Here is a 20,376-nt window from a genome sequence, read left to right on the forward strand (position 1 = left end):
GCACCTTCATGGAGGGTGGACCGTGTTCGATCAGATCAAGCTGTCGGCCTCGCAGGCTGGCCTGCGCGGCAAATTGCTGCCGTCGAAGTTGTCAGTACCACTGCGCGTGGAGCTGTGGAACGGGGAGCGCATCGATTTCTCCCCCGACCCGCCCCGGGTCACGATCCGCATTCCCGGCCCCGCAGCCCTGCGCTACCTGCGCTCCCCCTCCCTGTACAGCCTCGGCCGCGCCTATGTCGAGGGCGCGATCGAGGTGATGGGCCGCGCGGCCGACATCATCGCGGTCGGCAACGCCCTGGCGGCCTCCGGCGCGACCGACGGCGCCGGCAACAAGCGCAGCCGGCTGGCGGATGCGCTGCGCTTTCGCGCGAACCACACGCGCGAAACCGACCGCGACGCGATCCGCTACCACTACGACGTCTCCAACGCCTTCTACGCCGCCTGGCTCGATCCCGGCATGGTGTATTCCTGCGCCTATTTCGAGCGGGGTGACGAAGACCTGGCCACCGCGCAAACGCAGAAGATCGACCACATCCTGCGCAAGATCGACCTGCGGCCCGGCCAGACCCTGCTCGACATCGGCTGCGGCTGGGGCGCGCTGGTGCTGCGGGCGGCGGAGAAGTTCGGCGCGCGCTGCGTGGGCGTCACGCTGTCCGAGAACCAGGCCGCACTGGCGCGCGAACGGGTGATGAAGGCCGGGCTGCAGGACCGGATCGAGATCCGCCTGCAGGATTACCGCGACGTCGACGGCCGCTTCGAACGCATCACCAGCGTCGGCATGTTCGAGCACGTCGGCGTGCAGCACCTCAAGGACTATTTCGCGCAGGTGGCGCGCCTGCTGGCCCCTGGCGGCGTAGTAATGAACCACGGGATCACCACCACCGACGTCGACAATGGCGCAACGCCCTACGGCGGCGGCCAGTTCATCGACGAATACGTGTTCCCGCAGGGAGAGCTGGCGCACCTGGCGACCGTGGTGCGGGCGATGCAGGAAGGCGGCCTCGAAGTGCGCGACGTGGAAAACCTGCGCCGGCACTACGCCCATACTTGCGCGCTATGGACCGACAATTTCGAGAACAATGCCGCCCATATCCGCACCTTGACCGACCCCAGGCGCTTCCGCATCTGGCATGTGTATCTGGCCGGCTGCGCCTATGCCTTTGCCCATGACCGGATCAGCCTGTACCAGATCGTGTGTGGCAAGGCGGGGAGCGACCTGGATCAATTGCCATGGTCGCGTAAATATATGTATGCCTGATGGCATGCGGTGGGCGGCCGCGCCGTCCACCGTGTCGTCCTACGCCTTCAGGCGATCCGTGAAAGTCTCGCGAAACTTGCTCACCTTCGGCGCCACCACGAAGGCGCAATACCCCTGCAGGGGGTGCTGGGCAAAGTAATTCTGGTGATAGTCCTCGGCCTTGTACCAGGTTTCCTGCGGCTTGACCTCGGTGACGAGCGGCGCGTTCCACACCAGGCCCATCTCGCCGATCACCTTGTGCGCGACCTCGGCCTGCTCGGGCGAGGTCGTGAAGATCACCGAGCGGTATTGCGTGCCGACATCGTTGCCCTGGCGGTTCAGGGTTGTCGGGTCGTGGATGGTGAAGAAGATCTCGAGGATGTCGCGGTAGCCGATCACGGCGGGATCGAATTCGAGGCGCACCACCTCGGCGTGGCCGGTCGTTCCGCTGCACACCGCCTCATAGCTCGGATGGTCGACCTGGCCCCCCATATAACCCGATTCCACGCGGGAGACGCCGCGCGCCTCGAGGTACACCGCTTCGAGGCACCAGAAGCATCCACCGCCGAGGATGGCCACTTGGGTTGCTGTTTGCTCACTCATAGTTCACCTTGGCATCAAGAAGATTGGCTAATCTTTAATGTAGCGCAAAGCGCCCCGTTCTGCATTGAACCGTTAACGTTGGCACAATGTCATGAGCTGCCGCGGCAAGGACCCGCCCGACGATGGCATAATGAGCGCCAACGCTCAGGAACCGCATGAATACACTATCCGCCCGCGCCACGACGCGCGGCTTTGACGCCACACATTTCCGCCACGCGCTGTCGCAATTTGCGACCGGCGTGACCGTCATTACCACGCGCCTTGCCGACGGCAGCTTCCGCGGCCTCACCGCCAGCTCCTTCAATTCGGTGTCGCTCGATCCACCCCTGGTCTTGTGGAGCCTGGGCGCCGGCGCCAACAGCCTGCCTATCTTCAGCGGCAACTCGCACTACGTCATCAATGTGTTGTCGGCCGGCCAGGAAGACCTGGCCCTGCGCTTTTCGCGCCGCACCGAGAATCCGTTCGCCGATGTCGACTACGAATTGTCGCGCACTGGCCTGCCGATCCTGAAAGGCGTGTCGGCGTGGTTCGAATGCCACAACCGCAGCCGCTATCCCGAGGGCGACCACGTCATCTTCGTCGGCGAGGTCGAGCAATGCCAGGTCCATCCACAGCCGGCCCTGATCTTCCATGGCGGCAAGTTCGGCAGCACGGCCGGCCAAAAATAGAAATTCCTGTCGCAGTTTCAAAAGATACGGCTGCGGCACGTTTCTATAATGTCCAGGCGCCGCACCGCGGCACCTATCGAACTAGAATCCAGAGACAGGAATGACCATGACCCGTACCGACTCGTCCAAAAAAGCCTCGTTCCACTGGGATGACCCGCTGCTGCTGAACAGCCAGCTGCTGGATGACGAACGCATGGTGCGCGACGCGGCTGCCGCCTATTGCCAGGACAAGCTGCAGCCGCGCATCCTCGAGGCCTTCCGCCACGAGTCGATGGATGTCTCGATCTTCCGCGAAATGGGCGACCTCGGCCTGTTGGGCCCGACCATCCCCGAGCAGTACGGCGGCCCCGGCCTCAACTACGTCGCCTACGGCCTGATCGCGCGCGAAGTCGAGCGCGTCGACTCCGGCTACCGCTCGATGATGAGCGTGCAATCGTCGCTGGTGATGGTGCCGATTTACGAATTCGGCACCGAAGAGACGCGCCAGAAATACCTGCCCAAGCTGGCCACCGGCGAGTGGATCGGCTGCTTCGGCCTGACCGAACCGAACCACGGTTCCGACCCGGCCTCGATGGTCACCCGCGCACGCAAGGTGGACGGCGGTTACAGCCTGACCGGCAGCAAGATGTGGATCACCAACTCGCCGGTTGCCGACGTGTTCGTGGTGTGGGCCAAGGACGACGAAGGCGCGATCCGCGGCTTCGTGCTCGAAAAAGACTGGAAGGGTCTGTCGGCTCCGGCGATCCACGGCAAGTTCGGCCTGCGCGCCTCGGTCACCGGCGAAATCGTCATGGACAATGTGTTCTGCCCCGAAGAAAACGCTTTCCCGGAAGTGCGCGGCCTGAAAGGTCCGTTCACTTGCCTCAACTCGGCGCGCTACGGCATCGCCTGGGGTGCGCTGGGCGCGGCCGAGGACTGCTGGCATACCGCGCGCCAGTACACCATGGACCGGACCCAGTTCGGCAAACCCCTGGCGGCGAACCAGCTGGTGCAAAAGAAGCTGGCCGACATGCAGACCGAGATCACCCTCGGCCTGCAGGGCTGCCTGCGCCTGGGCCGCATGAAGGACGAAGGCACGGCGGCGGTCGAGATCACCTCGATCATGAAGCGCAACTCCTGCGGCAAGGCGCTGGACATCGCCCGCGTCGCGCGCGACATGCTGGGCGGTAACGGCATCTCGGACGAGTTCGGCATTATCCGCCACATGGTCAACCTCGAGGTCGTCAACACCTATGAAGGCACGCATGACATCCACGCCCTGATCCTGGGCCGCGCCCAGACCGGCATCGCCGCGTTCTGATCAAGAACGGGCGACGCGCCGCGCGGCCTGGGCCCGCGGTGTATCGCCCAGCGGCACCAGCACGGCGCCCCGCGCCAGCGTGCGCACCAGCGCCGCTTCGCCGAAGCGCAGGCCACGCCCGCGCAGCTGCGGCAGGGACCGTACCGGCTCGGGCGTGATCTCCACCGCGGCGCGCACCAGCAGCCGCTGCAATGGCCGCAGCGGCGCCGGCACAATCGGCGCCTCGCCCATGATCCGCATGAAGTCCGCCAGGATGTTCGACCCCTCCAGAGCGGGCGCGGTATGCAACAGCATCGCTTCCCATTCGCGCCATGAACGCGGCGCCCCGCTCGCGCCATACAGGCGCGCGGCCGGTTCGGCTTCGGCGAAGGCCGCGTCTTTCTCGAGGGAGGAAAGGGGCCGGACGTAGCGGTGATAGGCCTCGGTGAAGCCGAACGAGGCGGTCGCCTGCACCCAGTCGAGCAGGCGTGGATCGTTCGCGTGGTAGGCGACGCCGTCGGGCGTGCTGCCCTTGACGCGGTCATGCATGCGCACCACGTGCGCGATCATCTTCTCGGCCGCGGAGCGCGGCCCATAGACCGTCATCATCGCCGCCGCACCGGTGCGGCGCAGGCGCGTGCCCGGATCGCGCTTGAAACTGCTGTGGTCCCATACGCCGGAGCGCACGGACGGCTCGGCCAGTTCGAGCAGCACCGCCGTCACCCCGCCGATGAACAGGCCGACCGGATTGGCGAATACCTGCCAGGAGATGCCGTCGTGCGGCGCCAGCGCCGCTTCGCCCGCGGGCTGGCTGAAATCGAAGGCCATCCCTGGCGGGGGACGCATCAGGTCGCGTAATGCGGCGAGCATCGCGGTCCCGCGGTCGGTCAGGTCGGCTTATTCGTCGAAGTCCTCGGCCAGGTTCTTCCAGCCGCGGCTCTTGGCGAAGGCCGCGAATTCCTCGGGCGCTTCGAGCACGATCAGGCGGCTTTCTTGCAGGCCGGGATCGCTATGGCTGAAATCGGGCCCCTTGTAGCCGACCGCGCGTAGGCGCTCGATGATCTGGCGCACCAGGACCGTGTCCTTGTAGGCGCCCGGATCGAGCTTGGCCGCGAAGTTCACGTACACGTCGATGATCCCGTAGCCCTCGTCGAAGATGGTGATGTTCTTCACCTCGAGGGTACGGCCTTGTGCGTCCCTGGCCTGGAAAGCGCCGGACAGTTCAATATCGGAATCGGTAGTCATGGCGCCAGCATAACACCGGCGCGCCGGGCGCGGCGTCAGCGATCGGCGCCGGGCATGCGCGTCAGGCGCTTGCGTCGGTTTTCGCCGTGATCAGCCCGCGCAGGACCTCGGCGCTGCGCTGCGCCAGCCTGGCCTGGGCGCTGTAGTCGAGCGAGGCCGCGATATGCTTGTTGCGCAACGCGTCATCGGCCATCCGGCGCAGCAGCATCTCCTTTTCCTGGAGCGCGCGCACCGCGCTCCAGATCGAACCCTCCACCAACTCGCCTTGCAGCGCGACGAGATTGCGCTCCGAGTAGGCATGGCCGGTATGGCAGCGGAAGCGCCGGGGTTGCTGGTCGTTCAGCTCCCACAAGGTGCCATGACACTCGGGGCAGGTAAAAGTCGAAGGCTTCGCGAGTTCTTCCAGACGATGCATTTCCACTCCTTCCATGCCAAATCTGTTTTCCGCCGCCACCCAGGCCGGTATCGGCGGCGCCGCGTCGGCGGCCCGGCCGCCCTGCGCATCCGCTTCGGCCAGGCGCAGCAAAGCCCGCGGGATTTCGTCGAGCCTGAGCACATGGTCGACGGCGACGTTGTCGATGGCGCTCGACGGCATCGACGGCGCCAGCGCCTCGGAAGGGTCCTGCACCACGGCGATGCCGCCACAGGCCTTGATCGCGGCCAGGCCGGCCGTGCCGTCATCCATGGCGCCGGTCAGGATCACGCCGATGGCGCGTGCGCCAAATGCTGCCGCGGCGGCGCGGAACAGGGGATCGATCGCCGGCCGGGTATGGTTTTCTTTCGTGGTCCTGGCCAGCACCACGCTGCACCGCGCGCCGTCACGCACCATGGTCAGGTGCAAGTCGGGCGGGGCCACCAGGACCCGTCCGGCCTCCACCAGGTCGCCGTGACGGGCCTCTCGCACCGGCAGCACCGAGGTGTGCGCCAGCAGCGAAGGCAGGATGCTGTCGTGCGCTCCGATGTGCATGACGATGAGCACCGCGGGCTTGAAGCCGGACGTCAGCCCGGCAATGACCTGGCGCAGCGCGTCCACTCCGCCGGTGGAAGTACCGATGACGACGATGTCGCGGGCGGGAATCGGGGGCGTTTTCATGCCCTCACAATGATCCGTGTCGAGGCTGAAGTCGGTGCGCTGGCGCACAGGCGCGCCGGTCGCCGCCACGTCACTCCTGGCGGCGGCCGGCGTCCTGGCACAGCGTGTGGATCGTCTCGCTCAACACCTCGACCGGCACCGGCTTGGTCAGCCAGGCGGAGAAACCCGCGCTGGCGGCGCGCTGTCCGTGCTTGTCCTGGCCCAGGCCGCTGGTGGCGATCACGGGCAACCCCGCCAGGTCGGGCCTATTCCGGATGGCCTTGATGAAGGCGTAGCCGTCCATGTCCGGCATCGAGATGTCCGAGATGACGGCGTCGAACTGTCGCTGTGCGAGCACCGCGAGCCCCTGGCGGCCGGTCATCGCCACCTCGACCTCGGCGCCCTCGAGTTCGAGCAGCATCTTGACCACCGATGCGGTGTCGTCCGAATCGTCCACCAGCAGCAGCCGGCGCCCGCCGAGATTCGGCATGTCGGGGCTGGCGCCGTCGCCGTGGGTATCCTGCGCCAGCGCCAGCGCCAGGGGCAGGCTCAAGGTGAAGGTGGTGCCCTGGCCGATGCCGGGCGAACGGACGTCGACCGCGCCGCCATGCAGCACCGTAATCTGGCGCACCAGCGCCAGGCCGATGCCCAGTCCCGGCTTGTTGCGCACGGCGGTCGCCGTCCCCTGCCCGAACATCTCGAACACGCGCGGCAGGGCTTCTTCCGAAATGCCGGCCCCGGTGTCGCTCACCTCCAGGTGCGCCTGCCCATCCTCGACGCCCAGGACCACGCGCACCACGCCGCCGGCCGGCGTGAACTTGACCGCATTGCTCAGCAGGTTGAGGATGACCTGCTCGATACGCACCGGATCGGCCGCCACGATCACGGGTGCTTGGCAAGGGATGAATTCGAGCTGCAGGTTGTGCACCGCCGGGTCGGTGCGCATCACGTCCACCAGCTTGCCGGCGATGGCGACCAGGTCGACGTCCTGGATCGCCAGCGCCAGCTTGCCGGTAGCGACGCGCGAGATATCCATCAGGTCTTCGATGATCTTGGCCTGGGCCGTCACCGACTCGCGGATGATCGTGGCCGAGCGCAGGGCCGGCTGCGATTGCCGCACCTCGGGCAGGCGCCCGAGCAGCTCGGCGTTGATGTAGATGATGTTCAGCGGATGGCGCAGCTCATGCGACATCACGGCCAGGAACTCGTCCTTCATCGCGTTGGCCGACTCGGCCTGCGAGCGGCTGGCCTGCTCGCGCGACAGCACCACTTCGCGCTGCTCGTCGTGGTGGACGCGCGAGGTCTGGTCGCGCATGATCTTGGCATAGCCCTCGAAGTCGCCCTTGTGCAGGATCGTGGTGACGCCGATGCAGAAGAAGCGGCTGCCGTCCTTGCGCAGGTACCAGCGCTCGTCCTCGGCACGGCCATTCGCACGCACCCCGCGCCGCTCGGCGTCGGGCACGCCGGCCAGCCGGTCTTCCGGCAGGTAGAGCCGGTCGACGCTGGCGCCCAGCATGTCCTGCTCGGCATAGCCGAAATTGCGTTCTGCGCCCTTGTTCCAGGCGGTGACCAGGCCCTGCCGGTCGGTGGTGATGATCGCGTAGTCGTCGGTGCTGGCGGCCACCAGTCGCATCCACTCCTCGCCGATGCGGGCCTTGGCCTCGGCCTCGCGCCGGCGGCTGATGTCGATGAAGGTCATCACCGCGCCTTCGATCTTGTCTTCGGTCGTGCGGTAAGGCAGCAGGCGCATGAGGTAGTAGCGCCCGTCGTTGCTGCGCACTTCGCGCTCGACCGGATGCAGGGTGTCGAAGGTCGACGCCACGTCGTCGGCCAGCTGGCCATACTCGAGCCGGTGCGTGATGTCGAACAGCGAGCGCCCGATATCGGTCGCGATGATCGAGAAAATATCGGCCGCGCGCGGCGTGAAGCGCTTGATGCACACCGCCCGGTCGACGAAGATCGTGGCGATGTCGGTGGATGCGATCAGGTTGTTCAGGTCGTCGTTCGCCTTGCCGGTCTCTTCGACCTTCACTTTCAGCTCGTAGTTGACGGTGACCAGCTCTTCGTTCACCGACTGCAGCTCTTCCTTGCTGGTCTCGAGCTCTTCGGTGGCCGAACGCAGCTCTTCGTTGATGGCCTGCAATTCCTCGTTGGAAGCGCGATGCTCCTTGTTCGAGATCTCGGCATGTTCGATGGTTTCCTGCAGTTTTTGCTTGTTGCGTTGCAACTCCGCTTCGAGCTGGTTCAACACCAGGTCCTTCGGCTCGATCGCATTCTCGCCCGGTGGCGGGTTCATCGTCCTTTCGATTTCCTCGAACAGGATCAGGACGAAGCCGGTGGCGGCGATCTCATCGGTGAAAGGCCGGACGATCATGTTGACGAAAAAGGTCGAGCCGTCGCGCTTGGTCATGACCTGGTGCGCTTCGACGCTGTTTCCGGTCTGAAGCGCCTGGTACAGGGCCATGCGCAGCTCGAGCCGCAGCTCCGGCAGCACCAGCGCCATCACGTTGCGCGACGGCTCGCCGCCGACATGGCGCAGGAAGCGGCCCGCGGTTTCGGACATGTGGACGATGTCCGAGTCGCGGTCGACGATCAGGCTCGGTGGCGCGAACTGCGTGAGCGCGCGCTGGTGTACCTCGCCATACGAAAACTGGGGCCGCAGCGGCACGCCGGCAAGCGCCGGCTCCGGCATGCGGTGCGGCAATGGGCTGGCCAGCACAGGCAGGTAGCGCGCCGTGCGGGACAGGGTGCGGGCGCGGTAGATGCGGTTCTTCTTGTCGAACGGCACAAACAATTCCGACGCCACATCGGCCGACTCCGACGCGCCGAGGAACAGGAAACCATCCGGGTTCAGGGCCGTATGGAATTTCTCCAGCACGCGCAGCTGGGCTTCCCGGTTCAGGTAGATCAGCACGTTACGGCAAGAGATCATGTCCAGCCGCGAGAATGGCGGATCGCGCAGCAGGTTGTGCGAAGCAAACAGGATGCGGTCGCGCACCGACTTGCGGATCCGGTAGCGCCCTTCTTCCTTGGTGAAGAACTGGCGCAGCTTGGTCGAGGGCACGTCCATGGCGATCGCGGTCGGATAGGTGCCGGCGCGCGCCAGCGAGATCGCGTGCTCGTCGATATCCGACGCGAACAATTGCACCTCGGAAGACTTGGGCAGGGTCGTCCCGAACTCGGACAGCATCATCGCGAGCGAATACGCCTCCTGGCCGGTGGCGCAGGCAGCGACCCAGACACGGATCTGCTGGCCCGGCTGTTTGTTGCGGAACAGCTCGGGGACGACCGTGTTTTCCACTGCCTCCAACGCGTCCCGGTCGCGAAAGAACGCCGTTACGCTGATCAGGAGGTCTTTCAGCAGCAGCTCGAATTCCAGTGGTTCGCGTTCCAGCAGCTCGGCATAGGCAGGCAACGACACCACTCCCTTGACCAGCAGGCGGCGCTCGATGCGGCGCAGCACCGTAGCGCGCTTGTAATGGTGGAAGTCGTGCCCGGTGTCGGCGCACAGCATCATGATGATGCGCTGCAGCGCTTCCTCGTCCCGCGCGTTGGCGCTGCCGCCGTTCCCGCCCTCGGCGGCGTCCGGCTCGGCTTCGATCGCCGCCGAGGGCAGCTGTATGGTGCGTGAAGTCCGCCACAGGTCGGTTAGTTTCGCAGCCATCTCGTGGGCCGGCAGCACGAAGTCGACCACACCGGTGCCGATCGCGGCAACCGGCATGCCTTCGTACTCGCTATCGGCCGGTTCTTGCGCCAGCGTCACGCCACCGAGCTCCTTCACCCGCGCCAGGCCGACTGCGCCGTCCGACCCCGTACCGGACAGGACGACAGCGACGGCGCAGCGCTGGTGCGCCTCGGCCAGCGTGCGGAAGAACAGGTCGATCGCGGTGTGCTTGCCGCGCGACCGCTCGAGCGCCGCGACCACCAGGTGGCCGTCATCCATCGACAACTGCTGGTTGGGCGCGATCACGTACACGTGGCGCGGCTGGATGGGCAAGCGCTCGTTCACCTGGTGCACCGGCATCGGCGTCACTTTTTGCAGGATGGCGCCGGCCGCGCTCTCATGCTCGGGCGACAGGTGCAGGATCACGACGAAGGCCATGCCATGGTCGGCCGGCAAGGCGCTGAACAGGCGCAGCAATGCAGGCAAGCCGCCGGCCGAGGCCCCGATCCCCACCACGAGAAAATCCAGGCCGCTGCGGGCCGGCAATTCCGGCGTATCGTTGGCTGCGACGGCCGATGGCTTGCCTGTATTCATTTTTTCCGGGATTCGAGGATGACAGTGCAGTCTAGCTGATGAATGTTATCGAAGTAAGCCTTTATGCAGGGACATCGCGCTTGCTGGATGCCGACATGTGCGCAGGTGCCACAAGCGCGGCGTGTAATATTTCTAGGCAGCTACACTTCCCATTGCAGCTTGAACGTCAACGACCTGCTGCGCTCGTCGACCAGCGGCAGCTTGTCGTCGACGACGCCGAACGATACCGTGCGTCCGACCCGCCACTGGTAGCGATACAGCAGAGAGCGGTGGACCTGGCGGTCGTTCCAGGCCTCGAGCTGGGTCACGCCATCGTCGCGCCTTGCGGCCCAGGTATTCTGGGCCAGCAGGCGCAGCGAATCGCGCGCGCTGAAATGCAGCATCGCCAGCCAGCGCCAGGCGGTGTCCGAAAACGCCGGCTGGCCCAGCGTGCCCTGTACCCAGGCCCGGTTCACGTGATGGTCCAGCTCCAGCGACCAGCCGCGGCGCAACGGAAAACGCAATCCCACGTCCAGGATGACGTTCCCACCCGGCCCCACGCGGTCGGCATCGGCGTCGAGCTGGCGCCCAAGCGCGGCCTCGAGCGCGATCTTCGATATCCATGGCCCCGGAGTGGTCTCGACGCCGAAGTTGAGCACCCGGGTATCGTGCAGGCGCCCGCCCGGCCGCGCGCGCCGGCGGTCGAATCCCAGTTCGGCCCAGACGCCGGTCTGCAGCGGCGCCGCCATCCATATGCCGGGCCGAAGCTTGCGCTCGACGGTCTCGCCGCCGCGCTGGCCGGCGCCCCGGCCACCCCTGTCGGCCAGCGTGCGCATCTCGTGCACGAGAAAATAGGTCTCGAACTCGTACAGGTCCAGTCCGCCCAGCGATTGCGGGCCCAGGATGCGGTTCATCGATCCCGTGATACGGGCGATGCCGGCCTGCGGCACGAAGCCGTTGTCGTTGACGAAGCCGGGCGCGATCGCTTCCACCTCGGCCTCATGCCACCAGCGCGCCGTCTTGTGCAGGTACTTGCCCCACAGGTAGCCGCCCGAGTCGCCCTCCGCCTTCGCGGGCACGTCGTCTTCGGTGAAGCCGGCCGTGGTGCGCGAGGCCATCGCCACGCCGGACAGCTGGTGCTGGACGCCGTCGCCGGTCTCGCCGCGCCATTGCGCATCGACGCCCAGCACGTCGTTGGTCCCGAAGCGGTGGTAGTCGCGCTGCGAGGCGAAGGCGCCCAGCAGCAGGCCGTCCTGGTGCCAGCGCGCCCGCGCCAGGCTGGCGACGGTACGTCTGGTCTGCGCATATTCCAGCGTGCCATACGGCCGCCCGCGCAGCACCAGGCCGCCCGGCTCGTCGCGCAGGCTCATCGCGGTGGCGTCCATGTGCGCGCCGCGCCAGGTCGCGCGCAGGCCGTATTCCGGGTCGTTCACGGTGCGCGAATAAAAGGCCGGCAGCGGCAGGCCCAGCACGTCGGCGCTCTCCAGGAAGAAGCCGCGCTTCTCGGGCAGGCTGAGCGCGACGTTGCTGGCGCCCTGCGACAGCGGCTCGTCGATCTCGACCTGCGAGAAGTCGGGATTGATGGTGGCGTTGAACACCCAGTCGGCGCGCGGGCGGGCGTTGATTTCCAGTCCAAGTTCGGCCTGCCGGCCGCGCAGGCGCTGGCCCGGCGTCACCGCGCGCTCGCTGCGCACCGTCAGCTCGGGACGCAACTCGACGAAGCGGCGGTCGCGCACCGCTTTTACGGTGGCGTCCATGCCCGCGATCTCCTGCAGGAAGCTCAGGTGGCTCAGCGCATCGATCCGGAACGGCGCCGTCACCAGCAGGGCGCCGTCGGCGTGCGGCACGCTGCGCTCGACCATCATGCGCCAGTTGCGGCCGTCCGCGTACGGGAAGCGCAGGTTCGACAAGGGCCAGCGCACTTCCATGCTGTAGCCGTCGGGCAGGATCTTGACGGCCGTCTCGACCGGGAAGTCCGGGCCCAGGTCGGATTCGTCGTCATCGGCGCGGTGCATGCCGTCGCTGACCACGCCGAGGGTATTGATGCGCACGAACTGGGCCGAGCGGCCGTGGCCGGCCGGGTCGATCCAGATGCCGATGAAGTCCTGGTCGTTCGCGACCTTGTCGCGCCGCGCCAGCAGGCCGCGGCGCCGCTCGGGCGCCGGATCCCAGGCGCGGATGCCGAACACCAGCGCGCCATCGTCGACCAGCAGCTGCACGCTGGTGCGCAAGCCGCCCTCGGTCGGCTGGCCGTCGCGCGGCACGTGCTTGTGGAAATCGTCGTATGGCAGCGCGCGCTGCCAGAGCGCCTCGTCGAGCACGCCGTCGATGCGTGGCGTGTCGTTCGAGTCGATGCGCAGCGCGCGCAAGCCGTCGCGCTCGCCCGAAGCATGCGCGGCGCCGGCGGCAAGGAGAACGGCGAACGGGAAGGAAAATCGGCGCAGGCTCACGGGATGGGCATTGCTCGGGAAAAGGGCCGGGCAGTCTAGCATGCAGGTTGTCAAGATGAAAATTTAACTGACATTCGATGCATCGAGGGTTGCAACCGTGAAACTGACTGAAAAATATGTCACATTCCGTGGTATGGCGTTCTCATTTGACAATCTTTAGCGCTACCAGTCTCGCCGTCATCCTGTGCGCGCAGGTATTTACGCTACCATCGATGCACGATGCATGAAGATCGTATCCACCTCCACTTGATGAGAGTGAGAACAGATGAGTGCGACGCTGCCCATGCTGGATCCATCCCTGCCCGAGCAGGCCGGGACATTGTCGCTCAAGCTGCTGCTCAGTAACCTGCCGGGCGCCGTCTATCGCTGCCATTACGACCGCGACTGGACGATCGAATTTATCAGCGATGGGGTCGAGAAACTGACCGGCTATTCGCCGGCGGCGTTCACCGCGCGACCGGGCATGGCCTTTGGCTCGATCATCTTTCCCGAAGACCGCGTGCTGGTGGACAGCGCCGTCGCGCTGGCGCTGGCCCAGGGCCGCGCCTACCAGGTGACCTACCGGATCCGCACCGCGAGCGGCGAGGTGCGCTGGATCTGCGAGCAGGGTTCGCTCAACCTGTCGAATGGCCCGCCCGGCATGCTCGAAGGCTTCCTGTCCGACTTCACGCGCCTCAAGGTGGCCGATTTCAAGATGCAAGAGCAAGCCTCGTTCCTGCAGCGTGCACGCGACGCCATCATCGCGATGGACATGCATTCGGCCATCACCTACTGGAACCATGGCGCCGAGCGCCTGTACGGCTGGAGCGCCCAGGAAGCGCTCGGCAAGCGCTTCTGCGATCTGTTGTGCGACCAGCCCGCGCTCTACGAAGAAGCATTCAGGCACACGCTCCAGGCCGGGGAATGGTCGGGCGAACTGGCCCACGTGCGGCGCGACGGCTCGACGGTCGACACCGACACCAGCTGGACCCTGCTGGGGCCGAACAGCACGCTCGGCGCCTGCCAGAAGATCCTGGTGATCGGCACCGACATCAGCGAACGCAAGCTGAACGAATCGAGGATCTTCCGGCTCGCCTACTTCGACCACCTGACCGAGCTGCCGAACCGCGCCAACCTGCTCGACCACCTGCGCCGCGCCCTGCTCGGCAGCGCGCGCACACGCAAGTATGGCGCGCTGATGTTCTGCGACCTCGACAATTTTAAATTCCTCAACGACAGCCGGGGCCATGCCGCCGGCGACGAGCTGCTGCAGGCGGTGGCGCGCCGCCTCGAGCATTGCGTGCGCGAGGCCGACATGGTGGCGCGCCTGGGCGGCGACGAGTTCGTGGTGCTGATCCAGCCGGTCGAGGACACGCGTGAACTGGCCGCGAGCCAGGCCGAGATCGTGGCCGCCAAGGTGGTCGCCGCGCTGGCCGCGCCGTTCCAGCTGGGCGACCTGAGCTACTCGGTCTCGGTCAGCATCGGGGTGGTGACCTTGTGCGGTATCCACGACACGGTCGAATCGACCCTGCGCCAGGCCGACGCCGCGATGTACCAGGCCAAGGCCGCGGGCCGCAACACCTTCCGCTTCCACGACCCGGCGGCGCAGGCCGCCTGGTCGGCGCGCGCCGAGCTCGAAGGCGGCCTGCGGCGCGCCCTGCAGAACGACGAGTTCGTGCTGCACTACCAGCCCCAGCTCGACCGCGCGGGCCGCGTGATCGGCGCCGAGGCCCTGCTGCGCTGGCGCCTGCCCAATGGCCGGGTGCTGTATCCGGGTGAGTTCATCCACGCCGCCGAAGAGAGCGGGATCATCATCGATATCGGCAGCTGGGTGCTGCGCACCGCCTGCGCCGAGCTGGCGCGCTGGCAGCGCGTGCCCGAAACGGCCGGCCTGACCCTGTCGGTGAACGTCAGCGCGCGCCAGTTCACCGAGCCCGATTTCGTGCCCATGCTGCAGGCGATCTTCGAGTACAGCGGGGTGCAGCCGTCGGGCCTCAAACTGGAACTGACCGAGGGCCTGGTGGTCACCGATTTCACGCAAACGGCGCACACGATGGCCACGCTCAAGCGGCGCGGGCTGAGTTTTTCGCTGGACGATTTCGGGACCGGATATTCGTCGCTGGCCTACCTGCGCAAGCTGCCGCTCGACCAATTGAAGATCGACCATTCCTTCATGCGCGACGTCCTGACCGACCAGAACGACGCCTCGATCGTGCGCTCGATCATCGCGCTGGGCGACAGCCTGGGCCTGCAGGTGATCGCGGAAGGGGTGGAGACGCCGGGACAGCGCCAGTTTCTATCGGATGCCGGCTGCTACATCTACCAGGGTTTCCTGTACCAGCGCGCGCTCAGCGCGGAGCTTTTCGCGCAATACGCGCGTGGGATGCATTAAGCGCCTACCCCGGCAGGTGCGGGTCGCCAAGTAAAAAAGCCCGCGCGCGGCGTCATGCCGGTAGGGTGGGCGGATTTCCGCCCACGCGTCCAATTATCGTACGCATTGCCGCGACGCGCCCATGATCTGAATTACCGTATGCATTGCCGCGGCGCGCCCGTGATCTGAACGCGTGGGCGGCATAGCCGCCCACCCTACCGGCATCAACGCGCGTGGCGAGCTTCTGTCACGTGGCAAACGCCGCGCTCAGACTTGTAACCCACCGCCAGCACGATCGCCACCGGAGCGCGCGCGGCGTCATGCCGGTAGGGTGGGCGGATTTCCGCCCACGCGTCCAAGTATCGTATGCATCGCCGCGACGCGTCTGTGATCTGAACGCGTGGGCGGCATCAACGCGCGTGGCGAGCTTCTGTCACGTAGCAAACGCCGCGCTCAGAACTTGTAACCCACCGCAAGAACGATCGCCACCGGAGCCCGCGCGGCGTCATGCCGGTAGGGTGGGCGGATTTCCGCCCACGCGTCCAATTACCGTACGCATTGCCGCGACGCGCCCGTGATCTGAACGCGCGTGGCGAGCTTCTGTCACGTGGCAAACGCCGCGCTCAGAACTTGTAACCCACCGCCAGCACGATCGCCACCGGATCCAGCTTCATGAACTGGGTCTGGCCGGTCGAGAAGTGCACGTCGGTGCGCAGGCGGGTCTTGATGATGGTGGCGTCGGCGAACCAGCGCTCGTCGAAGTTCATCGCCACGCCGACTTGCGCGCTGTAGGTCAGCTTGTTGTCGATCTTGAAGGTGGTCGGCACGTCGCTGCCCGGATTGGTGATTGCGGTCATCTTGCCCGAACCGCGTTCCTTCATGAAGTAGGCATAGGTCGGGCCCACGCCCACGAACGGACGGAAGGCCGACGTTGGCGAACCAAAGCGGTATTGCACGAAAGCGGTTGGCGGCAATGCCTCGACCTCGCCCAGCTTGCCGGTGCCGTCGATCGCGCCGGCGCCGTAGATGCTGTGCTTGTACGGCGTGCCGAGCGCGCCTTCGAGCGAGATATTGTCGGTCAGGCTGTACGACAGGATCAGCACCGGCTGCATGTCGGCGCCGACGTCGGCCTTGGTGCCCGGCAGCGCCGGCGCGCTGATGTCGCCGCTCTCGACCTTCGGCATCAAGCGGTTGAAACCGATCTTGGCCGTGATCTGGCCGGCCGATTGCGCGTATGCGCCGGACGCGAATGCCAGCCCGGCAGCCACACCCAGCACCTTGATCATGCTGTTGAAACGAACTTTCATAATTTCTCCTGATGTGTGTGAGTAGGCCCGCCATCGAGGCAGGCCCGCCGCTGTTCGGCCCTTACAGCCAGCCCTTGGTTGCCATGTCCCTGAAGACGTAGCGGGCGATGAGGTCGTTCTCGAACGGGGTCGGGTGGATCCCGTCGGCGAACATGTAGCGGCTCACATCACCGGCGACCGTGTTGTTCGCGGTGCAGATCAGCGAGGTCGTGCCCAGGGCGTTTTCGGCGCAGGCCGGCGTGCTGGTATTGGTCAGGCCATAGGGGCCGGGGTTCTTCACCTGGTCGTTGCTGACGCTGTACAGGTCGGTGTACAGGACGCGCGCATCATCGGCGCCCAGGCCGGCTTTCAGCTGGGTGTTGAAGGCGTTGACCATGGCGGTGACCAGTTGCTGGATCGCGACCGGACGCGACTTGGCGGTCGGGGTGCTGGCGACGTCCGGCAGGTTGGCGACGATGACGTACTTGGCGCCCTTGGCCAGCAGTTCGTTCTTGACCAGGCCGGCCATCTGCGCGCCGGCGGTGCCGAGGGCGGTGACCATCGCGGTCGCGTTGGCGCTGGCGTAGGCGGTAGCGGCGGTGTTGCCGGCCGCGGTGCCGTCGGCCTGGGCCGCCGCCACGATCGGGCCGTATACGGCCGGCTGGGCCATGGCCTGGTTGCCCGGCTGGGTCGCGGCTGCGCGCACGGCAGCCTGCACCACGGTCTGGTCGGTCTTGCCCGGACGCGCGTTTTCGGTGGCGATCGCCAGGCCAATGGCTTGCGCCGCGGCTTGCGGATTGGTCGCGCCGGCCGCCAGGCGGGTGGCCAGGGCGGTGGCGAAGGCTTGCGCGCCGGCGGCGGTGCCGGCGCTGGTGACTGCGGCCAGCTGCATCAGCACGTCATTGCCGCCCGACAGCACGGTCACCAGCTCGGTGCCGGTAAACTTGTTGCCGGTCTTGGTCAGGTGATTGGCGATCTGGGTGACCATCGGGGTCGTCATTTCGCCGATCGGCGAGCCGGTGGCGATATTGCCCGGGCCGACCGGATTGACGACGCGCGAACCCCCCTGCGCGTAGTTGAAGCAATTCGGGTGGTTTACGATCGGCACGTTGAAGCCGAGCGATGCATCGCCCTGCAGGCCGGTCTGGGCGGCGCACGGCGCCGGCAGCTTGAGCTGCGCGGCCATGAAATCGAGCCAGATCTTGCCGGTCAGGTCGACGTTCCTGGCGGTGCTGTCGCCATTGATGGTGAACTTGCCACCGCCGGCGGCCGCGACCGCGCCGACGCGGTAGGTGCCGACGTCCGACAGGCTGTCGCCGAAGGACACCATATTGGTGAAGGCGAGCTTGGTGGTCTGGTCGCCGCCGGCCGGGCTGGTGCCACCGCCGCATGCGGTCAGTACGGCTGCCGTCAGAACGGCGAGCGCGATCTTGGTATGACGCATTGTGTCTCCTGAATAGAAATTATTATGAAACGAACGTCCGTGCTATTCGCATCGTGCTTACTATGCCAGCGTTCAAATCGCTTGTATAGCAAATTCCATTGCGTGTAGGCATTCTGCTACCCCATCTCCCAAAAGGGATGGGCTAGCCTGAGGGAAGGGATTATAACCACCGTTTTCTGGACAGAAAGAGGCGAATTTGTAACGAAGCAGGGCTAAAGACGGGGCGTTTGAGCCCCGCCATGCGCTTTTATTGATACAAGTTAAATTTTAGCTTGGGTGTTGAGCAAACCATGCACGATACCCGTCGAACCGTGTGCGGCGCGGCGCAGGCGGTCATTGACGCCCAGCCAGTCGCCGCCTTGCGGCGGCGCCTCGACCAGGATCACATCGGCGCCCTGCCCGTCCATCGCGCGCAGCGCGGCGTAGAGGGCATGGGCAAAGCCGTCGGGCGCGGCCGGCAGGCGCAGGGCGGCCAGGGTCGCCGGCATGTCGCTGGTGTGGATCAGCGCGACCTTGCGGCCGGCGCCATGCAGCGCGGCCAGGGTCTCCAGCAGCGTCGCACGCTCCTGCATCGCCACCGGCGTGTGCGGGGCGTAATGCGATTCGAGCGTGCCCGAGGCGCGCGGGGCGGCAGCATCCGGCGCGCTTGGCAGGCGGTCGATCACGGCGGCGATTGCGGAGGCAGAGATATGGCCGGGCCGCAGCAGCACCGGGCCGTGGGTGGCCAGGCGCGACAGGTCGACGATGGTCGATTCGATGCCGACCTGCGAAGCGCCGCCGTCGAGCACCACGGCAACGCTGCCGTCCGCGCCGAATTCGTCCCGGACATGCTGGGCCAGGGTCGGGCTGACGTGGCCGAACTTGTTGGCCGACGGCGCGGCGACGCCGCCCTTGCCGCCCTTGAAGGCGCGCAGCAGCGCCAGCGCCACCGGGTGCGACGGGCAGCGCAGGCCGACCGTGTCCTGGCCGCCGCTGACGGCGTCGGGGATATTCGGCGCGCGCTTGAGGATCATGGTCAGCGGGCCGGGCCAGAAGGCATCGGCCAGCGCCTGTGCCTCCGAAGGGATATCGCAGGCCCAGTAGTCGAGCGGGGCTTCCGGCGCCAGGTGCACGATCACCGGGTGGTCTTGCGGGCGTCCCTTGGCGGCGTAGATGGCGGCCACCGCCGCCGGGTTCTCGGCGTCGGCGCCCAGGCCATACACGGTCTCGGTCGGGAAGGCGACCAGCGCGCCCGCCTCGAGCGCGCGCGCGGCGGCGGCGATGGCCGCCGGGTCGATGTGCTGCTCGTCCATCTTATTGTCCGATGCCGAGGATGGCGCAGGCGGCGCGCAGGCTGTCCTGCGCCTCGGCCAGCGTCGGCGCCACGAAGGTCACGTGGCCCATCTTGCGGCCGCGGCGCGGGTCGTTCTTGCCGTACAGGTGCAGGTTGGCGCCGGGCAGCGCCAGGACCTGGTCCCAGGCCGGTTCGCGCGCGTTTTCAGGCACGCCTTCGCCATCGTTTTCAAACCACACATCGCCCAGGATATTGAGCATGACGGCCGGCGAATGCTGGCGCACGTCACCCAGCGGCAGGCGCGCCATCGCGCGCACCTGCTGCGCGAACTGGCTGGTGATGCAGGCGTCCATGGTGTAGTGGCCGCTGTTGTGCGGCCGCGGCGCCATCTCGTTGACGACCAGGGTGCCGTCTTCGAGCACGAAGAACTCGATGCACAGCACGCCCACGTAACCCAGTTGGGCGACGATGGCGCGCGCCGCGTCCTGCGCCTGTTTCGCACAGGCTTCGGACACGTTCGGTCCCGGCACGGTGGTGGTAAACAGGATGCCGTCGCGGTGGACGTTCTCGGCGATCGGGTACACGACCGATGCGCCGTCGTGGCCGCGCGCGGTGAGGACCGACACTTCGTAGGCCAGCGGCAGCATCTTCTCCAGCAGGCAGGTCACGCCACCCATGGTGTCGAAGGCCGTGCGCACGTTCTCGCGCGAACGCACGCGGACCTGGCCCTTGCCGTCATAACCCATGCGCACCGTCTTGAGGATGCCCGGCAGCAGGCTGTCATCGATGGCGTCGATGTCAGCCTGCGAGGCAATGGTCTTGTGCGGGGCCGGCATCACTTTCGACGCCGGCGCGCAGTCGACGAAGAATTTCTTCTCGAGGATGCGGTCTTGCGCGACCTGCACGCAGGCGCTTGCCGGCGCCACGAAACTGTCGGCGGCCAGCAAGGCCAGGCTGTCGGCCGGGACGTTCTCGAATTCGGTGGTGACGGCCGAGCACAGGGCCGCCAGCTCGGCCAGCGCGCCACCATTGGTGTAGCCGCCTTCGACGGTGCGGTCGGCCACCTGGCCGGCCGGGCAATCGGCGCTCGGCTCGAGCACGGCGACCTTGTAGCCCATCGCCTGGGCGGCGTGGGCGAACATGCGGCCGAGCTGGCCGCCGCCCATCACGCCGAGCCAGGTCGATGGATCGGCGGACGGGAGAAGTGGGGACGATGCGGGTTGAGTCATTGA

14 protein-coding genes are annotated in these 20,376 nt (G+C 66.6%); 4 read left to right on the forward strand and 10 right to left on the reverse strand.

Annotated features, from left to right (window positions below; genetic code table 11):
• The first annotated feature begins 22 nt into the window (after positions 1-22).
• On the forward strand, positions 23-1,258 hold the full coding sequence (locus AC56KW_RS03350) for a class I SAM-dependent methyltransferase (protein ID WP_497169309.1): 1,236 nt from the start codon (positions 23-25) through the stop codon (positions 1,256-1,258).
• A gap of 39 nt (positions 1,259-1,297) precedes the next feature.
• Here AC56KW_RS03350 and msrA read toward each other — a convergent pair whose 3' ends face one another.
• On the reverse strand, positions 1,298-1,840 hold the full coding sequence (gene msrA, locus AC56KW_RS03355) for a peptide-methionine (S)-S-oxide reductase MsrA (RefSeq protein ID WP_497169310.1): 543 nt from the start codon (positions 1,838-1,840) through the stop codon (positions 1,298-1,300).
• Between the two features lie 155 nt (positions 1,841-1,995).
• Between msrA and AC56KW_RS03360 the strand changes: the two genes are divergently transcribed.
• The gene (locus AC56KW_RS03360; protein ID WP_497169311.1) at positions 1,996-2,508 is read left to right on the forward strand and encodes a flavin reductase family protein; all 513 of its coding nucleotides are present in this window, start codon (positions 1,996-1,998) and stop codon (positions 2,506-2,508) included.
• A gap of 106 nt (positions 2,509-2,614) precedes the next feature.
• Positions 2,615-3,808, forward strand: coding sequence for an acyl-CoA dehydrogenase (locus tag AC56KW_RS03365; RefSeq protein WP_497169312.1), 1,194 nt, complete (start codon positions 2,615-2,617; stop codon positions 3,806-3,808).
• Here the strand turns inward: AC56KW_RS03365 and AC56KW_RS03370 are convergent, their stop codons facing one another.
• The 5 genes from AC56KW_RS03370 to AC56KW_RS03390 all read right to left on the reverse strand — a co-directional run bounded on the left by AC56KW_RS03370 (position 3,809) and on the right by AC56KW_RS03390 (position 12,791).
• A complete protein-coding gene (locus AC56KW_RS03370; protein WP_497169313.1) occupies positions 3,809-4,657 on the reverse strand; it encodes an oxygenase MpaB family protein in 849 nt (282 codons plus the stop codon). It lies immediately after the preceding gene.
• 27 nt (positions 4,658-4,684) lie between these two features.
• Positions 4,685-5,032, reverse strand: coding sequence for a hypothetical protein (locus AC56KW_RS03375; RefSeq protein WP_497169314.1), 348 nt, complete (start codon positions 5,030-5,032; stop codon positions 4,685-4,687).
• A 61-nt stretch (positions 5,033-5,093) separates the two neighbouring features.
• Positions 5,094-6,194 (reverse strand): chemotaxis protein CheB, encoded by a 1,101-nt coding sequence (locus AC56KW_RS03380; protein WP_497169315.1) that lies wholly within the window; start codon positions 6,192-6,194, stop codon positions 5,094-5,096.
• A 1-nt stretch (position 6,195) separates the two neighbouring features.
• A complete protein-coding gene (locus AC56KW_RS03385) occupies positions 6,196-10,362 on the reverse strand; it encodes a CheR family methyltransferase (RefSeq protein WP_497169316.1) in 4,167 nt (1,388 codons plus the stop codon).
• Positions 10,363-10,502: 140 nt separating this feature from the next.
• On the reverse strand, positions 10,503-12,791 hold the full coding sequence (locus AC56KW_RS03390; RefSeq protein WP_497169317.1) for a DOMON domain-containing protein: 2,289 nt from the start codon (positions 12,789-12,791) through the stop codon (positions 10,503-10,505).
• Between the two features lie 265 nt (positions 12,792-13,056).
• Between AC56KW_RS03390 and AC56KW_RS03395 the strand changes: the two genes are divergently transcribed.
• On the forward strand, positions 13,057-15,162 hold the full coding sequence (locus AC56KW_RS03395) for a putative bifunctional diguanylate cyclase/phosphodiesterase (protein ID WP_497169318.1): 2,106 nt from the start codon (positions 13,057-13,059) through the stop codon (positions 15,160-15,162).
• A 602-nt stretch (positions 15,163-15,764) separates the two neighbouring features.
• On the opposite strand, the gene AC56KW_RS03400 is transcribed toward AC56KW_RS03395, so the two are convergent.
• The 4 genes from AC56KW_RS03400 to AC56KW_RS03415 all read right to left on the reverse strand — a co-directional run bounded on the left by AC56KW_RS03400 (position 15,765) and on the right by AC56KW_RS03415 (position 20,373).
• Positions 15,765-16,448 carry an OmpW/AlkL family protein gene (locus AC56KW_RS03400; protein WP_497169319.1) on the reverse strand — a complete coding sequence of 228 codons (684 nt, stop codon included), beginning with the start codon at positions 16,446-16,448 and terminating at the stop codon, positions 15,765-15,767.
• A gap of 61 nt (positions 16,449-16,509) precedes the next feature.
• Positions 16,510-17,871 carry an SGNH/GDSL hydrolase family protein gene (locus tag AC56KW_RS03405; protein WP_497169320.1) on the reverse strand — a complete coding sequence of 454 codons (1,362 nt, stop codon included), beginning with the start codon at positions 17,869-17,871 and terminating at the stop codon, positions 16,510-16,512.
• A gap of 260 nt (positions 17,872-18,131) precedes the next feature.
• Positions 18,132-19,163, reverse strand: coding sequence for an L-threonylcarbamoyladenylate synthase (locus AC56KW_RS03410; protein WP_497169321.1), 1,032 nt, complete (start codon positions 19,161-19,163; stop codon positions 18,132-18,134).
• A 1-nt stretch (position 19,164) separates the two neighbouring features.
• Positions 19,165-20,373: a 5-(carboxyamino)imidazole ribonucleotide synthase gene (locus AC56KW_RS03415; protein ID WP_497169322.1), complete on the reverse strand. Its 1,209-nt coding sequence runs from the start codon at positions 20,371-20,373 to the stop codon at positions 19,165-19,167.
• Positions 20,374-20,376 lie beyond the last annotated feature (3 nt).

The organism is Telluria sp. RT2P19 (assembly GCF_059685725.1).

Excerpts from the sequence above, each read along its gene's own strand:
- msrA (WP_497169310.1), bottom strand. The coding sequence starts at position 1,840 with ATGAGTGAGCAAACAGCAACCCAAGTGGCCATCCTCGGCGGTGGATGC.
- AC56KW_RS03360 (WP_497169311.1), top strand. The coding sequence starts at position 1,996 with ATGAATACACTATCCGCCCGCGCCACGACGCGCGGCTTTGACGCCACA.
- AC56KW_RS03365 (WP_497169312.1), top strand. The coding sequence starts at position 2,615 with ATGACCCGTACCGACTCGTCCAAAAAAGCCTCGTTCCACTGGGATGAC.
- AC56KW_RS03370 (WP_497169313.1), bottom strand. The coding sequence starts at position 4,657 with ATGCTCGCCGCATTACGCGACCTGATGCGTCCCCCGCCAGGGATGGCC.
- AC56KW_RS03375 (WP_497169314.1), bottom strand. The coding sequence starts at position 5,032 with ATGACTACCGATTCCGATATTGAACTGTCCGGCGCTTTCCAGGCCAGG.
- AC56KW_RS03385 (WP_497169316.1), bottom strand. The coding sequence starts at position 10,362 with ATGAATACAGGCAAGCCATCGGCCGTCGCAGCCAACGATACGCCGGAA.
- AC56KW_RS03395 (WP_497169318.1), top strand. The coding sequence starts at position 13,057 with ATGAGTGCGACGCTGCCCATGCTGGATCCATCCCTGCCCGAGCAGGCC.
- AC56KW_RS03400 (WP_497169319.1), bottom strand. The coding sequence starts at position 16,448 with ATGAAAGTTCGTTTCAACAGCATGATCAAGGTGCTGGGTGTGGCTGCC.
- AC56KW_RS03405 (WP_497169320.1), bottom strand. The coding sequence starts at position 17,871 with ATGCGTCATACCAAGATCGCGCTCGCCGTTCTGACGGCAGCCGTACTG.
- AC56KW_RS03410 (WP_497169321.1), bottom strand. The coding sequence starts at position 19,163 with ATGGACGAGCAGCACATCGACCCGGCGGCCATCGCCGCCGCCGCGCGC.
- AC56KW_RS03415 (WP_497169322.1), bottom strand. The coding sequence starts at position 20,373 with ATGACTCAACCCGCATCGTCCCCACTTCTCCCGTCCGCCGATCCATCG.